Genomic DNA, 16,412 nt, shown 5'->3' on the forward strand with positions numbered 1-16,412 from the left:
GGTCAGATCAGCAGGCAACAGCACCGCGCAGCACTGCGCAGCACCACGAAGGGGGCACCTCTCATGGCAGACATCGAGAAGGCCAGGGCGGCGTTCGCCCGGTTCGACGCGGACGGCGACGGCCAGGTCACGCCGGAGGAGTTCAAGCACGCGATGGCCGAGATGGGCGACCCGTTCGTCACCGGCCCGGTCGCCGAGGCGGTCATCAGGGCCAAGGACACCGACAGCGACGGCCGGATGTCCTTCGACGAGTTCTGGCAGGCCCTGCAGGACTGACCTCCGCACCCGCCTTTTCACACCCCCTTCGCCTCCCGTTCGCCCGCGGCCGCGCGCAGCGCCGCCAGCCCGCGGGCGACCGGGGGCTGCCGCTCGCTCCCGCGACGTACGGCAGCCACGAACCGCCGTACGGGAAGGGGCTCCCCGCACAGCGGCACCCTGACGACCGGGTACCGCTCCGGCACCGGCGCCAGCCGCGGCACCAGACAGATCCCGAAGCCGTGCGCGACCAGCGCCGCGACCGCGGACCAGTCGACCGCGTGGTGGCGCACCCGCGGGGTGAAGCCCGCCGAGGCGCAGGCGGTCAGCAGCAGCCGGTGCTGATCGGCCGGATCGCCGGCGCGAATCCAGCTCTCCTCGCCCGCCTCGGCCAGCGCCACGCCCCGTGCCGCCCGCCCGGCGAACCGGTGTCCGGCCGGCACCAGCAGATCCTGCGGCTCCGCCAGGACCGGCCGCTGGACGAAGCGCGCATCGTCAGGGGCCGGGGCGCCCTCCGCCACGATCACCACGGCGATGTCCGCCCGCCCGGCCAGCAGTAGTTCGAACCGGTTCACGTCCGGGTCCTCCCCGATCTCCACCGCCAGCCGCGGCAGCTCGGCGCGCAGCCGGGCCACCGCCGGTGCGATCACCCCCGTGATCGCCGTCGCGACCCCCGTGATCCGCAGCCGCCCCGCCACCCCGTCCGCGTACCCCGCGAGATCCGCACGTGCCTCCTCCCAGCGCAGGAACAGCGCATCGGCGTGCTCGACCAGCGCCAGCGCCGCCGGCGTCAGGCGCACCCTGCGGCCCGCCGGCTCCAGGAGTTCCAGCCCGAGCCGGGCCGAGAGCTGACGCAGTTGCTGGGAGACCGTCGACGGTGTCAGATGCAGCGCCGCGGCGGTCGCGGTGACGGTGCCGTGGGTGTGCAGGACGCGCAAGGTCTGGAGCCGGGGATCGATCATGCGCGCAGCGTAGGGGGCAACCATGCGGAGAGGAATCATGCGGAGACGCCACACGGTTCCGTGCGGAAACTTCCGATGGACCCGTACGGTTGCCGCGCCCGACGCTGGACGGCATGACCGAGATCCTGACCGATGCCTTTCTGCCGGGACTGTGGGCGGGCTACGCCCTGGCTGTCCCCGTCGGTGCGCCGGCCGTCCTGCTGGTGAGCGTGACCGCCCGGACCTCCTTCCGGGTCGGCGCCTCGGCGGCGCTCGGGGTGGCGACCGCCGACGGCCTCTACGCGCTGGCCGCGGTGGCCGGCGGTGCCGCCCTCTCCCGTGCCGTCGCACCCGTCGCGGGCCCCCTGCGGGTGCTCGCCGCCGTCCTCCTGCTCGGCATGGCGTTACGGACCGCCGTCCAAGTACTGCGCACCCGCCGCACACACCACGGCCCGCAAGGGAACCTCCTGCAACGCCCCGCCCGGGCCTATCTCGCCTTCCTGGGGCTGACGTTGGTCAGCCCCTGGGCGATCCTCTACTTCTCGGCGCTGGTCCTCGCCGGCGGCGCGGGCACGCCCGGCTCCGGTGTGGCCGGTCCCGCCGCCTTCGTGACGGCGGTGGCCCTGGCCTCCGTGAGCTGGCAACTGTGCCTGGCCGCCGGCGGGACCGTACTGGGCCGGGCGCTCACCGGCCCCCGGGGGCGGATGGTCACCTCCCTGCTCTCCGCCGTGGTGATCTCAGCGCTGGCGACCGGACTGCTGCTGCGTGGCTGAGGAGCTGCCCACCGGCGGCGGCGCGGCGCGGTCGCCGGTGCCCCAGCCGGACGGCTCCGTGCCGACGGTGAAGGCCGGCTCACGGCCCGACCGCAGCTCATCGGGGGTGAGGTACGTCCGGTCATGACCGGCGCCGTCCAGACGCACCGACTGCGCATAGCGGCGGGCAGCGGACGTACCGGGCGCGGTGACGGTGAAGTGCCCGGCGGGGTAGTCGTTCCGGCTGCCGATGAACGGGTTGACCAGGCCGGTGAGCGGGCCACCGGGCGACTCGCCGCGGTCACCTCTACCGAGGCGGCGACAGGATCTCGACCAGCTCCTGCAGGGGCTCCGGTGACGTCGAGAACTCGCCGAGGAAGGGGTAGGAGAGTTCTGTGACGAGGAACAGGTTGGTGGCGACGAGGACACTCACCGCCGCGATCATCCCGTAGTGCATCCTGGCCTGCCCGGCGTCGAAGATGACGGAGAACCCGAGGACCAGTCCACTGGTCAGGAACACCACCATCCACAAGGACAGGGGTGGGCCGACGTTGGAGCGTGCCTCGAGCAGGCGTTCCGTCCGTGCGAGACTCAATTCCCGCAGGGACGCGAGCGAGCTGGCGAGGAAGGATCGTTGGGCGTCGCTGCGGGGCTTGATGTTCTCGTACGTGCTCTGCAGGCGGTTCAGCGCGTTCTCGGCCCGGGGTGTGGCGTGGCCGATGGAGGCGAGGGGCCACTCGGCCGTCGCCGCGCGTCCGTACTCCATGAGGTTCTGCCGGATCCGTGCGCTCTCGGTCTTGCCGAACGCGTTGCGACCCCTGGCCAGGTGCACCGCCGCGGCGCCCTCGGTCCGGGTCGTCTGGTCTGCCAGGTTCACCTGTCCCCACAGGGCGAGGACGATGAAGCCGATGAGGAACCCGTAGACCACGGCGACAACAGGGAACACGAAGGTTGCGGCCTCGTTGTGCCCGCCCTGCTTGAGGCGAGGGAAACGGTGCCGGACGACCGCCTGGAAGGCTGCCGTCCCGCCGGCGATCACGACGACGAGCCCTGCCAGCAGCAACCAGGACGGGAGGTTGTTCACGATCCAACGGGTCACTGCTCCACGCTCCTGATGTATGCCACACCCGCCCACCACCGGCGCGGTGGCCAACGACCGCACCGGGCCGCGGACACGCCCTTGTCGCGCGGCCGGCGCCGGAGCGCCACCGGGAGGGCCGAGTACGCAAGCGGAAGAACGTGTACCGGTAGTGCGGATGATCTTCCGCTGGGTAGTGTGGATCACCGGGCGGGCCCGGCGTCACGGGTGCTGCCGGACGCCGCGTAGGCAAGAAGGTGAGCAGTAGCAGTGAAGAGACAGATGCAACCGACGTTCGTGCTGGTCCACGGAGCTTTCGCGAACTCCTTCTCCTTCGCGCCGCTCCAGGCCGAACTCGGCCTCCTCGGGCACCGTTCGGTCGCCGTCGACCTGCCCGGCCACGGATTCGGGGCGTCCTACCCGCTTGCCTATCAGGCACCGCAGGATCTCGAAGAGCTCGCCGCCGAGCCCGGCTCGATCAAGGGCGTGACGCTTGCCGACAACGCCGCGTACCTGATCGGGATTCTGGAACGGGCCAAGCGGAACGGCCCCGTGATCCTGGTCTCGCACAGTCGCGGCGGCATGACGGCCACGGCCGCGGCCAATGCCCGGCCGGAACTGATCGACCGCATCGTCTACGTCTCGGCCTGGTGCCCGGTCCGGCTCGACGTCGGCGACTACTACACCGAGCCGGAGATGGCCACGGTCGACGTCGCTTCCCTGGCCCCGGCGATGGTCGGGAATCCGGCCGAACTCGGCCTGCTCCGCACCAACTTCCGTACAGCGGACAGGGACGTCCTCGCTGCGCTCAAGGCGGCCTTCCTCGCCGACGGCACCGACGAGGAGTTCCTGACCCTCCTGAACACCTTCCAGCCCGACGAGAACCTGGACGTCGGCACCTCTGACGACCGGGCGCAGGCCGCGACCTGGGGCCGGATACCCAAAACCTATGTCCGCCTGGCCCGTGATGTGAGTCTGCCGCCCGCGCTGCAGGACCGGCTGATCCGCGAGGGCAACGAGCTGACGCCCCACAACCCGTACGACGTCCGCACGCTCGACAGCAGTCATCTGAAGTGGCTGATCGACGCGGCGCCGGCGGCCCGGGTGCTGGGTGAACTCGCCGCACTTCCGGACGCGCCCGAGGGGTCGTGACCCGAGTCTGATCCGCCTGCGTGCGGGGGCGGACGCCGGTGCGGAACTCGACGTAGGATGCGCAGCGACATCGCGTGTCGGTCACCGGCTGGGTGAGGCATGGAGGTGTCCGGGAGATGCCCCTGGAGGCATTCCTTGTCAGTCGAGTTGAACCACACGATCATCCACGCCCGGAACAACCGGGAGTCCGCCGAGTTCTTCGTGGACCTGCTGGACCTTGAGATCACCGCGGAGTGGGGCCCGTTCATCGCCGTCGGCCTGAGCAACGGCGTCACACTGGACTTCGCCACGATTCCCGCGGAAAGCATCACGCCGCAGCACTACGCCTTCCTGGTCTCCCAGGAGGAATTCGATGCGGCATACGCGCGGATCACGCGGCGCGGCATCGAGCACTACGCCGACCCGCGACGGCAGCATCCCGGCGAGATCAACCACCATGACGGCGGCTGTGGCGTGTACTTCATGGACCCGGCCGGCCATGCCATGGAACTGATCACCGTGCCGTACGGCGGCCGGCTGTCGTAAGCGCCCGATCTGGGGGCCGCGACCCCGGCTCGGGGCTGCGGCCCTCAACTGTCAGCAGCAGCCGGGGAAGCGGCTCCGGACCATGGCTCGTTTTGGTGTAGGCACGTCAAAAATCATGAGGGGGCTGCCTTGCTCTCTTCAGGGGTGCATGTCTCAATGGGCAGCGATTCAGGTCGCTGACCACCCGTCAGGTCTGGACGGTGGTCGGCACGGGGGTCCGACCGCGGGCTCCTGCGTGGCTGCCGGCCGTTCCCGCGTGATTCCCCCCGACGGCCGGAGCCATGGGCCTGTACCCCTCAAGAAGGCGGTACCCCCCATGAGATACCTCAGATCAGGCACGCTCGGATTCGGTACGGCGCTCGGCGTTGCCGTCGCCGCCGCGGGCACACTGGCGATGGCACCGGCTGCTGCCGCGGTCACCCCCGGCACCGCCACCGTCTCGTTCAACTGCGGCGCTTTCGGCTCCGGTATGGCGACACTCACCGCGACCCAGAACGGCACGGCGGCGACCATCAGTCTTTCCACGTCGGCGATCACGTCACCGATACCCGTCGGCGCGAACACGGTCAGCTCCACGCTCACCCTCACCAAGAACGGCTCCGGAACGACGACGTTCACCGGCAACCACAACCCGGCGATCCCGGCCGGCAAACCGGTCTCCACCGGCCCGCTCAGCGGTACGGTCGCCACGGGCGACAAACTGGCGGCCACCTCGCTGAAGGTCGTGGTCTTCGGCGTCACGGCCACCTGCAACGCCACTTCTCCGCAGTCCCCGGGACCGTTCGTCTTCTGATCCCGAAGGTGGGCGGGGACCGGTGGGCCGTCGTCCGCCGGTCCCCGCCCACCGCCGTACGGTCAGCCCCCGCGGCTCACAGCCGCTTGCCGCCGCTCCCGCCACCGACGCTCCCGCCACCGGCGCTCGCCCGCTCCGCCCGTGCCAGGTTCGAGCGGCGGTAGGAGTAGGTGAAGTAGATGACCATGCCGACCAGGAACCAGACCACGAACCGCACCCAGGTCTGCCATTCCAGGAACGTGATCAGCCAGACCGAGAAGCACACCCCGAGGGCCGGTACCACCGGCATCCCCGGCGTACGGAAGGTCCGTGGCAGTTCGGGACGCTTGTAGCGGAGCACGATCACCGCGATGCAGACCACCACGAACGCCAGCAGGATGCCGATGTTGGTCAGCTCGGCGGCCTCGCCGATCGGGAGGAAGCCCGCGATGACCGCGGAGGCGAGGCCGACGATCCAGGTCACCCGGGTCGGCACATGGTGCTTGGGGCTGGTCTTGGCGAACCACTTCGGCAGCAGGCCGTCCCGGCTCATCGAGAACCACACCCGGGTCACGCCGAGCATGAAGGTGAACATGACGGTCAGAATGCCGATGATCGCGCCGACCGCGATGACATCCGCCAGACCGCTCAGGCCCACCGACTTGAACGCCGAGGAGAAGCCGCTCTCCGGGTCGATGTGCTTGTAGTTCTGCATCCCCGTCAGGACCAGGCAGGCCAGGACGTACAGCACCATCGAGATGGCCAGCGAATACATGATCGCCTTGGGCATATGGCGCTGGGCGTCCTTGGACTCCTCGGCCGCGGTGCTCATCGCGTCATAGCCGAAGACCGCGAAGAAGACGGTGGCCGCGCCGGTGAAGGCACCGCTCACGCCGAACGGGAAGAACGGCGTGTAGTTCGAGGTCTTGATGTGGAAGAAGCCGACCGCGATCACCACGATGACCACCAGGACCTTCAGGGCCACCACGATCGTCTCGAAGCGCGCGGCGTTCTTGATGCCCAGGGTCAGCAGATAGGCGATCAGGAGGCAGAGCACCGCGGCGAAGAGGTCCACCTGGTGTCCCGGCCCCGTTCCCGGCGCGCCCAGCATCCAGGCGGGCAGGTCCAGGCCCATTTCGCCGAGCAGGAAGCCGAAGTAGCCGGAGATGCCGATCGCGACCACCGCCACGATCGCGGTGTACTCCAGCAGCAGGTCCCAGCCGATGAACCAGCCCGCCACCTCGCCGAGGACCGCGTAACCGTAGGTGTAGGCCGAGCCCGCCTTCGGGATCAGCCCGGCGAATTCCGCGTAGGAGAACGCGGCCGCGGCACTCGCGATGCCCGCGATGAGGAAGGAGATCAGGACCGCGGGGCCCGCCTTCCCGTTCGCGACGGTGCCGGCCAGCGTGAAGATTCCCGCGCCGATGATGCCGCCGACGCCGATGGCCGTCAGCTGCCACAGGCCGAGCGCCCGGGTGAGCTGTTCGCTCGCGGTGCCTTCCGCCTCTTCAATGTGTTCGATCGGTTTACGGCGCAAAATGCCCTGTCCCGCGCGCAGCCCCATACGTCATCCCTCCGTACGCTCCGTCGTGGTCCGACGGCGGATCATCATGGCCCCTTGGGGGCGACGAGGGAAGGCGACTCCCTAGTAGTGCCGGGACTCGCCGGGAGACATACACGGGAGGGGCGTCAATCGGCGTCCTCGAGCCGGAATCCGACCTTCAGGCCGACTTGGTAATGGTCGATTTCGCCGTCGACGATATGCCCGCGGACCTGGCTGATCTCGAACCAGTCGAGGTTGCGCAGGGTCTGCGAGGCGCGCTTGATGCCATTCTCGATCGCGGCGTCCACGCTCTGCTGGGACGTACCGACGATCTCGGTCACGCGATACGTGCGGTCGGTCACGGTGGTCTCCCTCGCCGGGGCGGCGCTCCGCCCGTGCACTGTCCACCGTGCCTCAGGGCGGCGCGCCCCACCAGCGGAGCACCGGGGCGGCCCCTGGAGTGCCCCGCTCAGGGGACGACGGTGACCGGCCAGCGCCCGGCCTTGACCAGCCGCACCGCGACCGAGCCCATGATGCGGTGCCCGGCCTGCTCCGAGGCGCCGACCACCACGGCGTCGGCCTTGAGCTCGTCGGCCATCTGCACCATGCCGTTGTACGGGTCGGCGCGCAGGGTGTGGAACTCCCAGCGCAGGCTGTAGATCCCCGCCAGCCGCTCGGTCGCCTTGCGGATCTCGGCCATCAGCTCCTCGGCGACCTGGTCGGTCGCATCCGTGACCGGGGCGCCCATCGCGGCCCCGGCCGGCAGTACCGGCTGGACGTAGACCAGCACCAGCTTCGAGGACTGCCGCCTGGCCAGGCCCGCCGCGTACGAGGCGGCGCGCCACGACGAGTCGGAGCCGTCGATGCCGACGACGATGACCTTCGGGCCGTCCGTTCCGCGTTCGAACGGTGCGGGTGCGTTCTCCTCCACACCAGGGAGGTTATCCGAACAGGTGTGCCGACGGGGTGCCGGGCCGCAGCGTGCACGGGCCCGCCGGCCGCGCGCTGCCGGACCCGTGCACGCTGCGGCCCGGTCAGGCAGGCGCCGGCGGCCAGCTGTCCGGGGAGAGCACGCCCAGCACATACGCCCTGGCGACCAGCGCGGTACGGCCCTGCACCCGCCAGCGGCGGGCCAGCCGGGTGAGGTGGTAGTTCACCCCGTCGACGGTCAGCCCCAGTGCCGTACCGATCGACGCCGTGGTCGCGCCGCCCGCGGCCAGCGCCAGGATCCGGGCTTCCACCGGGCTCGCCGCACCGCGCGGTGCCGGCTGCGGGGCGCTCTCCCGCACCCGCAGCAGCGCCAGCAGGGCGGGCGGGTTCACCGAGGGGTCACCCACCGGGTCGATGGTCAGTTCCCCTTCCCGCTCGGCCCCGTCCGTCCCGGCGCGCCAGCGCACCTCGACCGGATAGCGGGAACGGCGTCCCAGGCGCAGGGCCTCGGTGAGCCGGTCGACCTGGGCCATCGCGCGCGGCTGGAACAGGTCCAGCAGGTTGCGGCCACGCAGCGCGCCCGGGGCCGTGCCCCACTGCTCGGCCATCGCCGGATTGGCGATCAGCACCTCGCCGTGGGCCCGGCACACCGCGATCGGCGTGGGGATGCGGTCCAGCAGGATCAGGAAGTAGTTGCGCCACGGGCCGCCCGCGTACGGCCCGGCCGGATCGACGTCGACGCGCTCACAGGGCGCCTTGTCTTCTTCGACCGCGGCTGCGTCCGCGTCCGCGCCCGGCGTTCCGTCGGCAGTCCCGTTGTCCATTGCCCCTTCTCAGGTCCGTGCGCAAGAGCGAGCACCGAAAAACCACTGCACAATCATGCAGTTGTCCGGGCGTGACCTGCACCTGGGTGCCTGCACGCTTGGAGACATGACCGACACCATCGCGCTCCACAGCGACGCACGTGCCGCCGATGACGGCATTCCGGTGGCCGACCTCACGGCGACCGGGCTCACCCACACGCCCATCCAGCAGTCCATGGACCTCGCCCGGCTCCACGGCCCGGTCTTCAAGCGCAAGTTCGGCGAGCGCGAGACGCTGTTCCTCTCCTCGCTGGACCTGGTCACCGAGGTCGCCGACGAGTCCCGCTTCGCCAAGGGCGTGTCGGTCGTCCTGGAGAACGTCAGAGAGTTCGCCGGTGACGGTCTGTTCACCGCCTACAACGACGAGCCGAACTGGGCCAAGGCGCACGAGGTCCTGATGCCGGCCTTCGCGCTCGGCTCGATGCGCACCTACCACCCGGCGATGCTCAAGGTCGCCCGCCGGGTGATGGCTTCCTGGGACCGGCGGGTGGCCGACGGCACGCCCGTCCAGGTCGCCGAGGACATGACCCGGATGACGCTGGACACCATCGGGCTCGCCGGTTTCGGCTTCGACTTCGAGTCGTTCTCCCGCGGCGAGTGCGCGCACCCGTTCGTCGAGGCGATGGTGCGCTGCCTCGAATGGAGCATGACGAAGTTCTCCCGCGACCCCGACGCGGACCACTCCGCGGCGGACGCGGCCTTCCAGGCCGACGCCGACTACCTCGCGTCGGTCGTCGACGAGGTCATCGCGGCCAGGACGGAGAGCGGACAGACCGGCGACGACGATCTGCTCGGTCTGATGCTCGGCGCCGGGGGCCAGGAGGGCGGCGGGCCGTCCCTCGACCTTGCCAACATCCGCAACCAGGTCATCACCTTCCTGATCGCCGGCCACGAGACCACCTCGGGCGCGCTCTCCTTCGCCCTCTATCACCTGCTCAAGGACCCGCTCGCGCTGCGCATGGTCCAGCGCGAGGCCGACGAGCTGTGGGGCGACCGGAGCGACCCCGACCCCTCGTTCGAGGACATCGGCCGGCTGCCGTTCACCCGCCAGGTCCTCAACGAGGCGCTGCGGCTGTGGCCCACCGCCGCCGCCTTCACCCGGCAGGCGCGCGAGGACACCCTGCTCGGCGGCCGCTACCCGGTGCAGGCGGGGGAGCTGGTCACGGTGCTGACGCCGATGCTGCACCGCGATCCCGCCTGGGGCGACAACCCCGAGCTGTTCGACCCGTCCCGCTTCAGCCCGGAGGCCGAGGCGGCCCGCTCGCCGCACGCCTACAAGCCGTTCGGGACCGGTGAACGCGCCTGCATCGGGCGGCAGTTCGCGCTCCACGAGGCGACCATGCTGCTCGCCCTCCTCGCCCACCGCTACCGCCTGATCGACCACGGCGACTACCGGCTGCGCATCAAGGAGACGCTGACCCTCAAACCCGACGGGTTCACCCTCACCCTGGCCGCCCGTACGCCCGCCGACCGGGCCGCGGTCCGCGCCGCGCTGGCCGTGCTCCCCGGCGGCGGCGCCGGCGCCGCGGACGCCCCCGCGACCGACGACGGGCTGCCCACCCGCGCCGTGCAGGGCACCGGCCTGCTGCTGTTGCACGGCAGCAACTACGGCACCTGCCGGGAGTTCGCCGAACGGCTCGCCGACGAGGCCACCGGGCTCGGCTTCGCCGCCGATGTGGCGCCGCTGGACGCGTACGCCGGTGCGCTGTCCGCCGACCGGCCCGTCGTCATCGTCGCCGCCTCCTACAACGGCCGGCCCACCGACGACGCCGCCGCCTTCGTGAGCTGGCTGAACACCGCGCAGGACGGCGCCGCCACCGGCCTCCCGTTCGCCGTCCTCGGCGTCGGCGACCGCAACTGGGCCGCCACCTACCAGCACATACCGACCCTCATCGACGACCGGCTCGACGCACTCGGCGGGGACCGGCTGCTGCCGCGGGCCGAGGCCGACGCCTCCGGCGACCTGGGCGGCACCGTCAAGGAGTTCACCGCCGCGCTGCGCACCCGATTGCTGACGCGCTACGGCGACCCGGCGAGCATCGGCGCGAGCGCACCGGACGCCGAGGACACCGGCTACACCGTCACCGAGATCACCGGCGGTCCGCTGGACGCGCTCGCCGCCCGTCACGGCCTCGTCCCCATGACCGTCACCGAGGCCCACGACCTCACCGCCGAGGGCTGGCCGCGGCCCAAGCGCTTCCTGCGCATCGCCCTGCCGGACGGTGTCGGCTACCGCACCGCCGACCACCTCGCCGTGCTGCCGGCCAACGCTCCGGCCGCCGTCGAGCGGGCCGCCCGGGCGCTCGGCGTGGACCCGGACACCGTCCTCGCGCTGCACTCAGGGCGCCGTCCGAGCCGCGACACGCTGCCCGTCGACCGGCCCCTGACGGTGCGTGAACTGCTGACCCATCACCTTGAGCTGGGCATGCGGCCCACCCCGGAGCAGGTTGCCGTACTCGCCGCGCTCAACCCCTGCCCGCCCGAGCGCCAGGCCCTGGAGAACGTCGCCGAGGACGATCCGCGCACCCTGATCGACCTGATCGAGGCCCACCCGGCGCTGCGCGGCGCGCTGCCCTGGCCGACGCTCCTGGAGCTGCTGCCGGCCCTGCGCATCCGGCACTACTCCCTGTCGTCCTCACCCGCCACCGACCCCCGGCACGCCGATCTGATGGTCTCGCTGCTGCCCGGCGGCACCGGCTCGACCCATCTGCACTCCCTGCGGCCCGGTGACACCGTCCTGGCCCGCGTCCAGCCCTGCCGTGAGGCCTTCCGCCTCGACGCGGACGAGGACACCCCCGTCATCCTCATCGCGGCGGGTACCGGTCTCGCGCCGTTCCGCGGTGCCGTCGCCGACCGCCTCGCCGCGGGCCGGCGCTCGCCCGCCCGGCTCTACTTCGGCTGCGACGACCCGGCGGCGGACTTCTTGCACGCCGCGGAGTTCGCCGCCGCCGAGGCCGCCGGTGTCATCTCGATGCGCCCCGTCTTCAGCGAACGCCCCGAGAACGGTCACCGCTTCGTCCAGCACCGGATCGCCGCCGAGGGTGCCGAGGTGTGGGAGCTGCTGCAGGCCGGTGCGCGGGTGTACGTCTGCGGGGACGGCAGCCGGATGGCCCCCGGGGTACGGGCCGCCTTCCGCGAACTGCACGGCGCGAGCACCGGCGCCTCGCCCCAGGAGTCCGAGGCCTGGCTGCGCGAACTGACCGCCTCCGGCCGCTACATCGAGGACGTGTACGCGGCCGGCTGAGGCCCGGTGCCCCTCTGCCGGCGGGCCGGGTGATCGGGTCCGCCGGCAGAGACGGGGTGAGAGGGTGTGGCGGGGAGTGGTGGGCCGGGTGCCCGCTACTCCCCGCTTGCCTGTTTCCCGGCCGCACCCGGCAGATGGACCACCACCAGCGCGATCCCGGCGACCGTGAGGTTACGGGTCGCGGCCTCCAGCCCGTTCCACTGCTTGGACTGCCACATCGAGAACCACTCGCCGCCTATCGCGAGGAAGCCCACCCCGAACAGCAGCACCATCATCAAAAGCCCGGCCGTGCTCAGCCGCCGGGCACGGGCGATGCTGCCGCGCCGGGCGCCGACGACCCACAGCGCGGTGGCCGCGAGCAGCACCACGGCGGTCACCGTCTCCCAGGCGATGATCGCCACGTACGCGGCGTCCTGCAGCACCTGCGAGCTGACGGCCCGCCACATCAGGTCCGGGTCCTTGAACGTGGTGTCCATGGCCAGCACATGGCGGACGAAGTCCCGGTTGGTGCCGAAGTCGGTGATGTTGCCGAAGGCGACGAGTGAGATGTAGAGCGCGACGGTTCCGGTGAGGACGGCCGCGGCGAGCGGCACTCCGGTAACTCCGGCAACTCGGGAAACTCCGGTACGTGGTGCGAGTTCGGTGGGGTGTCTGTCGGTCATGCGCCCTCCACGGCGGTTCCTGTCATCTGCTGTTTCCTTGTCTGTCGCGGCCCTTATGGTCCCTCATCTGCCGAACTCCCGTACGCTGCTCCCCGGTCGGCCGGGGGAGGCACCGGCCGAAGGGGCGTCCGGGAACAGAGCCGGCGGCCGAAGACCTGGAGGAAAGCGGGGCACATGAACGGAAAGCGGTGTGTGGGGACGGTCGCTGCCGCGGCGGCGGCGATGATCGCGGTGAGCGGCCCCGCGGGCGCCGAGCCGGCCGCCACGACATACGGCACCAGCACGTCCGTGGGTGTCCACAACGCTTATGACAAGGAGAAGTACCACTACTTCGCGGACGCCCTGGACTCCGGCGCCGCACTGCTCGAACTCGACCTCTGGTCCAACGGGCTGGGCAGGTCCTGGCGTGTCTCGCACAGCAACCCGCTCGGGAACAACAGCAACTGCGAAGGCGCCGCGAGCGCCTCGGAGTTGCGCACCAAGCACCGCGACCAGGACTTCGCCGGCTGTCTGGCCGATATGAAGGCCTGGCACGACGCCCACCCCGGCCACCGCCCGATCCTGCTCAAGGTCGAGATGAAGGACGGCTTCAACGCCAAGGGCGGTCGCGGCCCCGCCGAGTTCGACGCACTGGTGAGGCAGAAGCTGGGCGACGCGGTCTACGGCCCCGGTGACCTCACCGGCCGGCACGCCACCGCCGATGAGGCGGTGCGGGCCGGCGGCTGGCCGTCCCGGGCCGACCTGGCGGGCAAGTTCCTGTTCGAGCTGATACCCGGCACGGTCGAGGAGAAGAACCCGTTCGACAAGCTGTGGACCGATGTCGAGTACGCGGGGCACCTCAAGAGCCTTGCGGCGCAAGGGAAGCTGGCGCAGTCGACGGCGTTCCCCGCGGTGCACGGGGCCGCTCCCGGCGACCCCCGCGAGCGCTACACCGACCCGTCGCTGCGTCCCTGGTTCGTGGTCTTCGACGGCGACGCCGCGACGTATCTGAACGGCAGTATCGACACCTCGTGGTACGACACCCGCAACTACCTGCTCATCATGACCGACGCCCACAATGTGCCGCCGGTCATCGACGGCACCCACCCGACCGAGGCGCAGGCACTGGCCCGGGTCCGGCAACTCGCCGCGGCACACGCCAGCTTCGCCACCGCCGACTGGTACCCGCTGCCGTCCGTCCTCAAGACCGTGGTGCCGCGCGGGGCATGACGCCGAACGCGGCGGCCCGGGTGCCGGGCTGGGCGGCCCGCGGGTCCGGCTCCGTGGTCGCCCGCCGGTAGAGCGCGGCCACATCCGCGCCGAACCGGCTGCTGTACGAGACGAGGTCGTCGCCGCCCTCGTGGAGACCGCCTATCACGCCGATCAGCGACCCGGTGCCGGTGGCCGGGTCGAGGTCGGTGAGCATCGGCCCGCCGCTCGTCCCGTTCGGGAAACCCGGGCAGACGAACCGGAGTTGGGCGGGGCCCTGGGCGTCCGCCGTGTGCCGGCAGCTGACCGGGGTGTCCTGGTCCTCGGGGTAACCGGTCAGCTGCGCCGGGTGTCCGGCCGGTGCGCCGAACCGGATCCGTTCGGCGCCGGTGACGTCCTCGATCCGGCCGCCGGGCCGCCCCGCCCGGCGCACCCGCAGGAACGCCACATCGTGGTCGGGGTCCCGGTCGCTGATCCAGCGCGGATCGACCTGGAGCCGGGTGGGAACCCACAGGCCGTACGGCGCGATCCCGTCGTGCAGGCCGGGCGCGAACACCAGCCGGGTGCGGAAGCCGTCGTCGTGCACACAGTGCGCCGCGGTGACGATGAGGTCACCGCCGGGGGCGTGCACCACGCTGGCCGTGCAGTGGTGGACCGGGGTGCCGTCGTCGCCGGGGGAGAAGAGCGCACCGATCGCCGGTGCGGGCGCCGTCGGGGCCGCCCGCAGGGGCCGGGACGCCGTCAGCGGGACCCGCGTCAGGGGGGCCGCCGTCCCACCGCCGTACCGTGCCGTCACCGGCGGCCCCGGCCGCTCCTCGTAGGGGCCGGCGAGCACCGCGGCGGCGGCTTGCTCGCCGTCGGCCCGGGTCGCGAGATAGGAGCCGGTGGCGGTGTCCCCGGCGGCGAGGAACGGATCGCGGGACGGGGGCCCCAGGGCCAGCGCGGTGCTGCCCACGACCACCGTCAGCACCCCGAGCGCCAGGGTCGCCCGCAGCGGAACGCCGGGCCGGCCGCGGCCCGTGCAGGCCGGGCCGCCGGGACCGAGGCAGTCCTCGGCCGCCGGTGCCCCGGCGTTCCGGTCCGCCCCGCCGGCGTGGTTCGCCGGCTCGGTCCCGCGTGCGCTCGTCTCCACCAGCCGCCGCCTCGCCGCATCAGCCGGCATTACCCCGTCGGATGCTGGGGTGACACCGGAACCAGACATTTCACCCAGTCTGATGCAAGGATGCGTGCCGCGGTTCGGTCACTTGGCGCAACATTCCGCTCAGGCAACGAAGATCACGAACAAAGAGCCGCACCGGAAACCCCGGCACACCCGCCGCACGAGGCGCCCGGCAGTCAGGCCGCGGCGAGCGGGACGGCTGCGCCGCCGGGACGCGGTCCGCTGGGCCGGTCGGGTGAACCGCGGGTGCCGGCCCCGGCCCTCCGCGGCGTGCCGGACGGGCGCGTGGCAGACGGGCGCCTGGCGGACGGGCGCGTGCCGGACCGCCGTGCGCCCCGCGGCTCCCGCTCACGCCGCGAGTCGCACCCCCTGCCCCGCGAGCTGGTGCCGGATCAGCGTCTCGGCCAGACCGGTCTCGTTCGGGAAGTCCATCGGGACGATCCCCAGGCCCGTCCAGCCGCTCCCTTCCGGGCCCGCCAGCAGCCGCTTGACCTGCGGGTTGAGCCGGTCCGCGGTGGAGCGGGGCGGAAGCAGCGCGGCGGTGCTGACGTAGTTGACGAAGAGCTTGCCGGGCTGGGTGACGGCCTTGCGGAACTGAGCCTCGATCTTCGGGTACTTCCCGAACGGCTCCGCCATGTAGTCGTCCTGGATGTCGAACAGCTGCGGATCGCCGTAACGGACGCCGCCCAGACCGTCGGAGTCCGCCAGCAGCACGACCCGACCGCGGGCCTGGCCCAGCGTCGGCAGTCCGGCGTCCAGCCGGAACAGCGACCGGTAGCCCTTGTCGTCCAGGTAGATGCCGAAGATCCGGCGGAACTCCTCGGCGCTGACCTCCGAGTACTCCTGCTTGACCCGCATCAGCACCGTCTCGGAGGGATGTGCCCGCAGGAACGCCCGGCAGGCGTTGAGCACATCACCGAACATCAACTCCTGGTAGAAGGCGCCGTGATGGATGGCGAAGACGTTGTCGATGGCCCGGCAGCGGACGTCCAGGAAGCGGATGCCGCTGCTCAGCTGGGCGTCGACGGGGGTGTTCTGGCAGGCGACCCAGGGGCCGCCCACCCGGGCGCCCGAGTCATGGGTGCCGGGGAGGGTGAGCCGCTGGACGGGGGTGGCGTCGCCGAGCGCCGACATCCAGTCCTGCGCGGACAGCCGGGGCGCCCGGCGCTGGGCCGCCTCCGCCGTGTACCGCCCGCTGCCGACACCCGCCAGCACCCCGGCGGCCGACAGCCCGGCCGCGCCCCGCAGGAATCCCCGTCGATCCAGTCCCAGCCCCATGCCGCTTCCCCTGCCCGTCGAGTCTGCGTGGTGGGTGCGCGGCGGCAGCCCCGGCGCGCACCGGCGATCG

At 71.7% G+C, this 16,412-nt stretch carries 17 protein-coding genes; 7 read left to right on the forward strand and 10 right to left on the reverse strand.

Going from position 1 to position 16,412, the window contains the following annotated elements; genetic code table 11:
- The first annotated feature begins 63 nt into the window (after positions 1-63).
- Positions 64-276 (forward strand): EF-hand domain-containing protein, encoded by a 213-nt coding sequence (locus CFW40_RS31225; RefSeq protein WP_086719256.1) that lies wholly within the window; start codon positions 64-66, stop codon positions 274-276.
- 17 nt (positions 277-293) lie between these two features.
- Here the strand turns inward: CFW40_RS31225 and CFW40_RS31230 are convergent, their stop codons facing one another.
- Positions 294-1,217: a LysR family transcriptional regulator gene (locus CFW40_RS31230; RefSeq protein ID WP_088801120.1), complete on the reverse strand. Its 924-nt coding sequence runs from the start codon at positions 1,215-1,217 to the stop codon at positions 294-296.
- A gap of 113 nt (positions 1,218-1,330) precedes the next feature.
- On the opposite strand from CFW40_RS31230, the gene CFW40_RS31235 reads away from it, so the two are divergent.
- Positions 1,331-1,969, forward strand: a complete 639-nt coding sequence (locus CFW40_RS31235; protein ID WP_088802488.1) for a LysE family transporter — start codon at positions 1,331-1,333, stop codon at positions 1,967-1,969.
- Here the strand turns inward: CFW40_RS31235 and CFW40_RS31240 are convergent.
- Positions 1,934-2,116, reverse strand: a complete 183-nt coding sequence (locus tag CFW40_RS31240; RefSeq protein WP_371127054.1) for a hypothetical protein — start codon at positions 2,114-2,116, stop codon at positions 1,934-1,936. The genes CFW40_RS31235 and CFW40_RS31240 overlap by 36 nt on opposite strands.
- 139 nt (positions 2,117-2,255) lie before the next feature.
- Positions 2,256-3,047, reverse strand: coding sequence for a DUF4239 domain-containing protein (locus CFW40_RS31245; protein ID WP_256331186.1), 792 nt, complete (start codon positions 3,045-3,047; stop codon positions 2,256-2,258).
- A 261-nt stretch (positions 3,048-3,308) separates the two neighbouring features.
- Between CFW40_RS31245 and CFW40_RS31250 the strand changes: the two genes are divergently transcribed.
- The 3 genes from CFW40_RS31250 to CFW40_RS31260 all read left to right on the forward strand — a co-directional run bounded on the left by CFW40_RS31250 (position 3,309) and on the right by CFW40_RS31260 (position 5,496).
- Entirely contained in the window at positions 3,309-4,178 is an 870-nt protein-coding gene (locus CFW40_RS31250) for an alpha/beta hydrolase (protein ID WP_176956643.1), read from the forward strand.
- A 135-nt stretch (positions 4,179-4,313) separates the two neighbouring features.
- A complete protein-coding gene (locus CFW40_RS31255) occupies positions 4,314-4,703 on the forward strand; it encodes a VOC family protein (protein ID WP_088801122.1) in 390 nt (129 codons plus the stop codon).
- Between the two features lie 316 nt (positions 4,704-5,019).
- Entirely contained in the window at positions 5,020-5,496 is a 477-nt protein-coding gene (locus CFW40_RS31260; protein ID WP_088801123.1) for a hypothetical protein, read from the forward strand.
- Positions 5,497-5,572: 76 nt separating this feature from the next.
- On the opposite strand, the gene CFW40_RS31265 is transcribed toward CFW40_RS31260, so the two are convergent.
- From CFW40_RS31265 to CFW40_RS31280, 4 genes are all read right to left on the reverse strand, one after another.
- Entirely contained in the window at positions 5,573-7,039 is a 1,467-nt protein-coding gene (locus CFW40_RS31265) for an amino acid permease (protein WP_088801124.1), read from the reverse strand.
- 125 nt (positions 7,040-7,164) lie between these two features.
- Positions 7,165-7,380, reverse strand: coding sequence for a dodecin (locus CFW40_RS31270; RefSeq protein ID WP_088801125.1), 216 nt, complete (start codon positions 7,378-7,380; stop codon positions 7,165-7,167).
- A 107-nt stretch (positions 7,381-7,487) separates the two neighbouring features.
- Entirely contained in the window at positions 7,488-7,949 is a 462-nt protein-coding gene (locus tag CFW40_RS31275) for a universal stress protein (protein WP_088801126.1), read from the reverse strand.
- 103 nt (positions 7,950-8,052) lie between these two features.
- Entirely contained in the window at positions 8,053-8,772 is a 720-nt protein-coding gene (locus tag CFW40_RS31280) for a PAS domain-containing protein (RefSeq protein ID WP_088801127.1), read from the reverse strand.
- A 106-nt stretch (positions 8,773-8,878) separates the two neighbouring features.
- Here CFW40_RS31280 and CFW40_RS31285 point away from each other — a divergent pair, with 106 nt between their 5' ends.
- Positions 8,879-12,055, forward strand: coding sequence for a bifunctional cytochrome P450/NADPH--P450 reductase (locus CFW40_RS31285; protein ID WP_088801128.1), 3,177 nt, complete (start codon positions 8,879-8,881; stop codon positions 12,053-12,055).
- A 95-nt stretch (positions 12,056-12,150) separates the two neighbouring features.
- On the opposite strand, the gene CFW40_RS31290 is transcribed toward CFW40_RS31285, so the two are convergent.
- Entirely contained in the window at positions 12,151-12,717 is a 567-nt protein-coding gene (locus CFW40_RS31290; protein ID WP_088801129.1) for a DUF2165 domain-containing protein, read from the reverse strand.
- A gap of 174 nt (positions 12,718-12,891) precedes the next feature.
- Here CFW40_RS31290 and CFW40_RS31295 point away from each other — a divergent pair, with 174 nt between their 5' ends.
- The gene (locus tag CFW40_RS31295; protein ID WP_088801130.1) at positions 12,892-13,926 is read left to right on the forward strand and encodes a phosphatidylinositol-specific phospholipase C domain-containing protein; all 1,035 of its coding nucleotides are present in this window, start codon (positions 12,892-12,894) and stop codon (positions 13,924-13,926) included.
- Here CFW40_RS31295 and CFW40_RS31300 read toward each other — a convergent pair.
- A complete protein-coding gene (locus tag CFW40_RS31300; protein WP_088801131.1) occupies positions 13,898-15,037 on the reverse strand; it encodes a serine protease in 1,140 nt (379 codons plus the stop codon). The genes CFW40_RS31295 and CFW40_RS31300 overlap by 29 nt on opposite strands.
- A gap of 375 nt (positions 15,038-15,412) precedes the next feature.
- Positions 15,413-16,342 carry a phosphatidylinositol-specific phospholipase C gene (locus CFW40_RS31305; RefSeq protein WP_088801132.1) on the reverse strand — a complete coding sequence of 310 codons (930 nt, stop codon included), beginning with the start codon at positions 16,340-16,342 and terminating at the stop codon, positions 15,413-15,415.
- Positions 16,343-16,412: the final 70 nt, after the last annotated feature.

The organism is Streptomyces sp. 2114.4, from assembly GCF_900187385.1.
Taxonomy (GTDB): Bacteria; Actinomycetota; Actinomycetes; order Streptomycetales; family Streptomycetaceae; genus Streptomyces; species Streptomyces mooreae.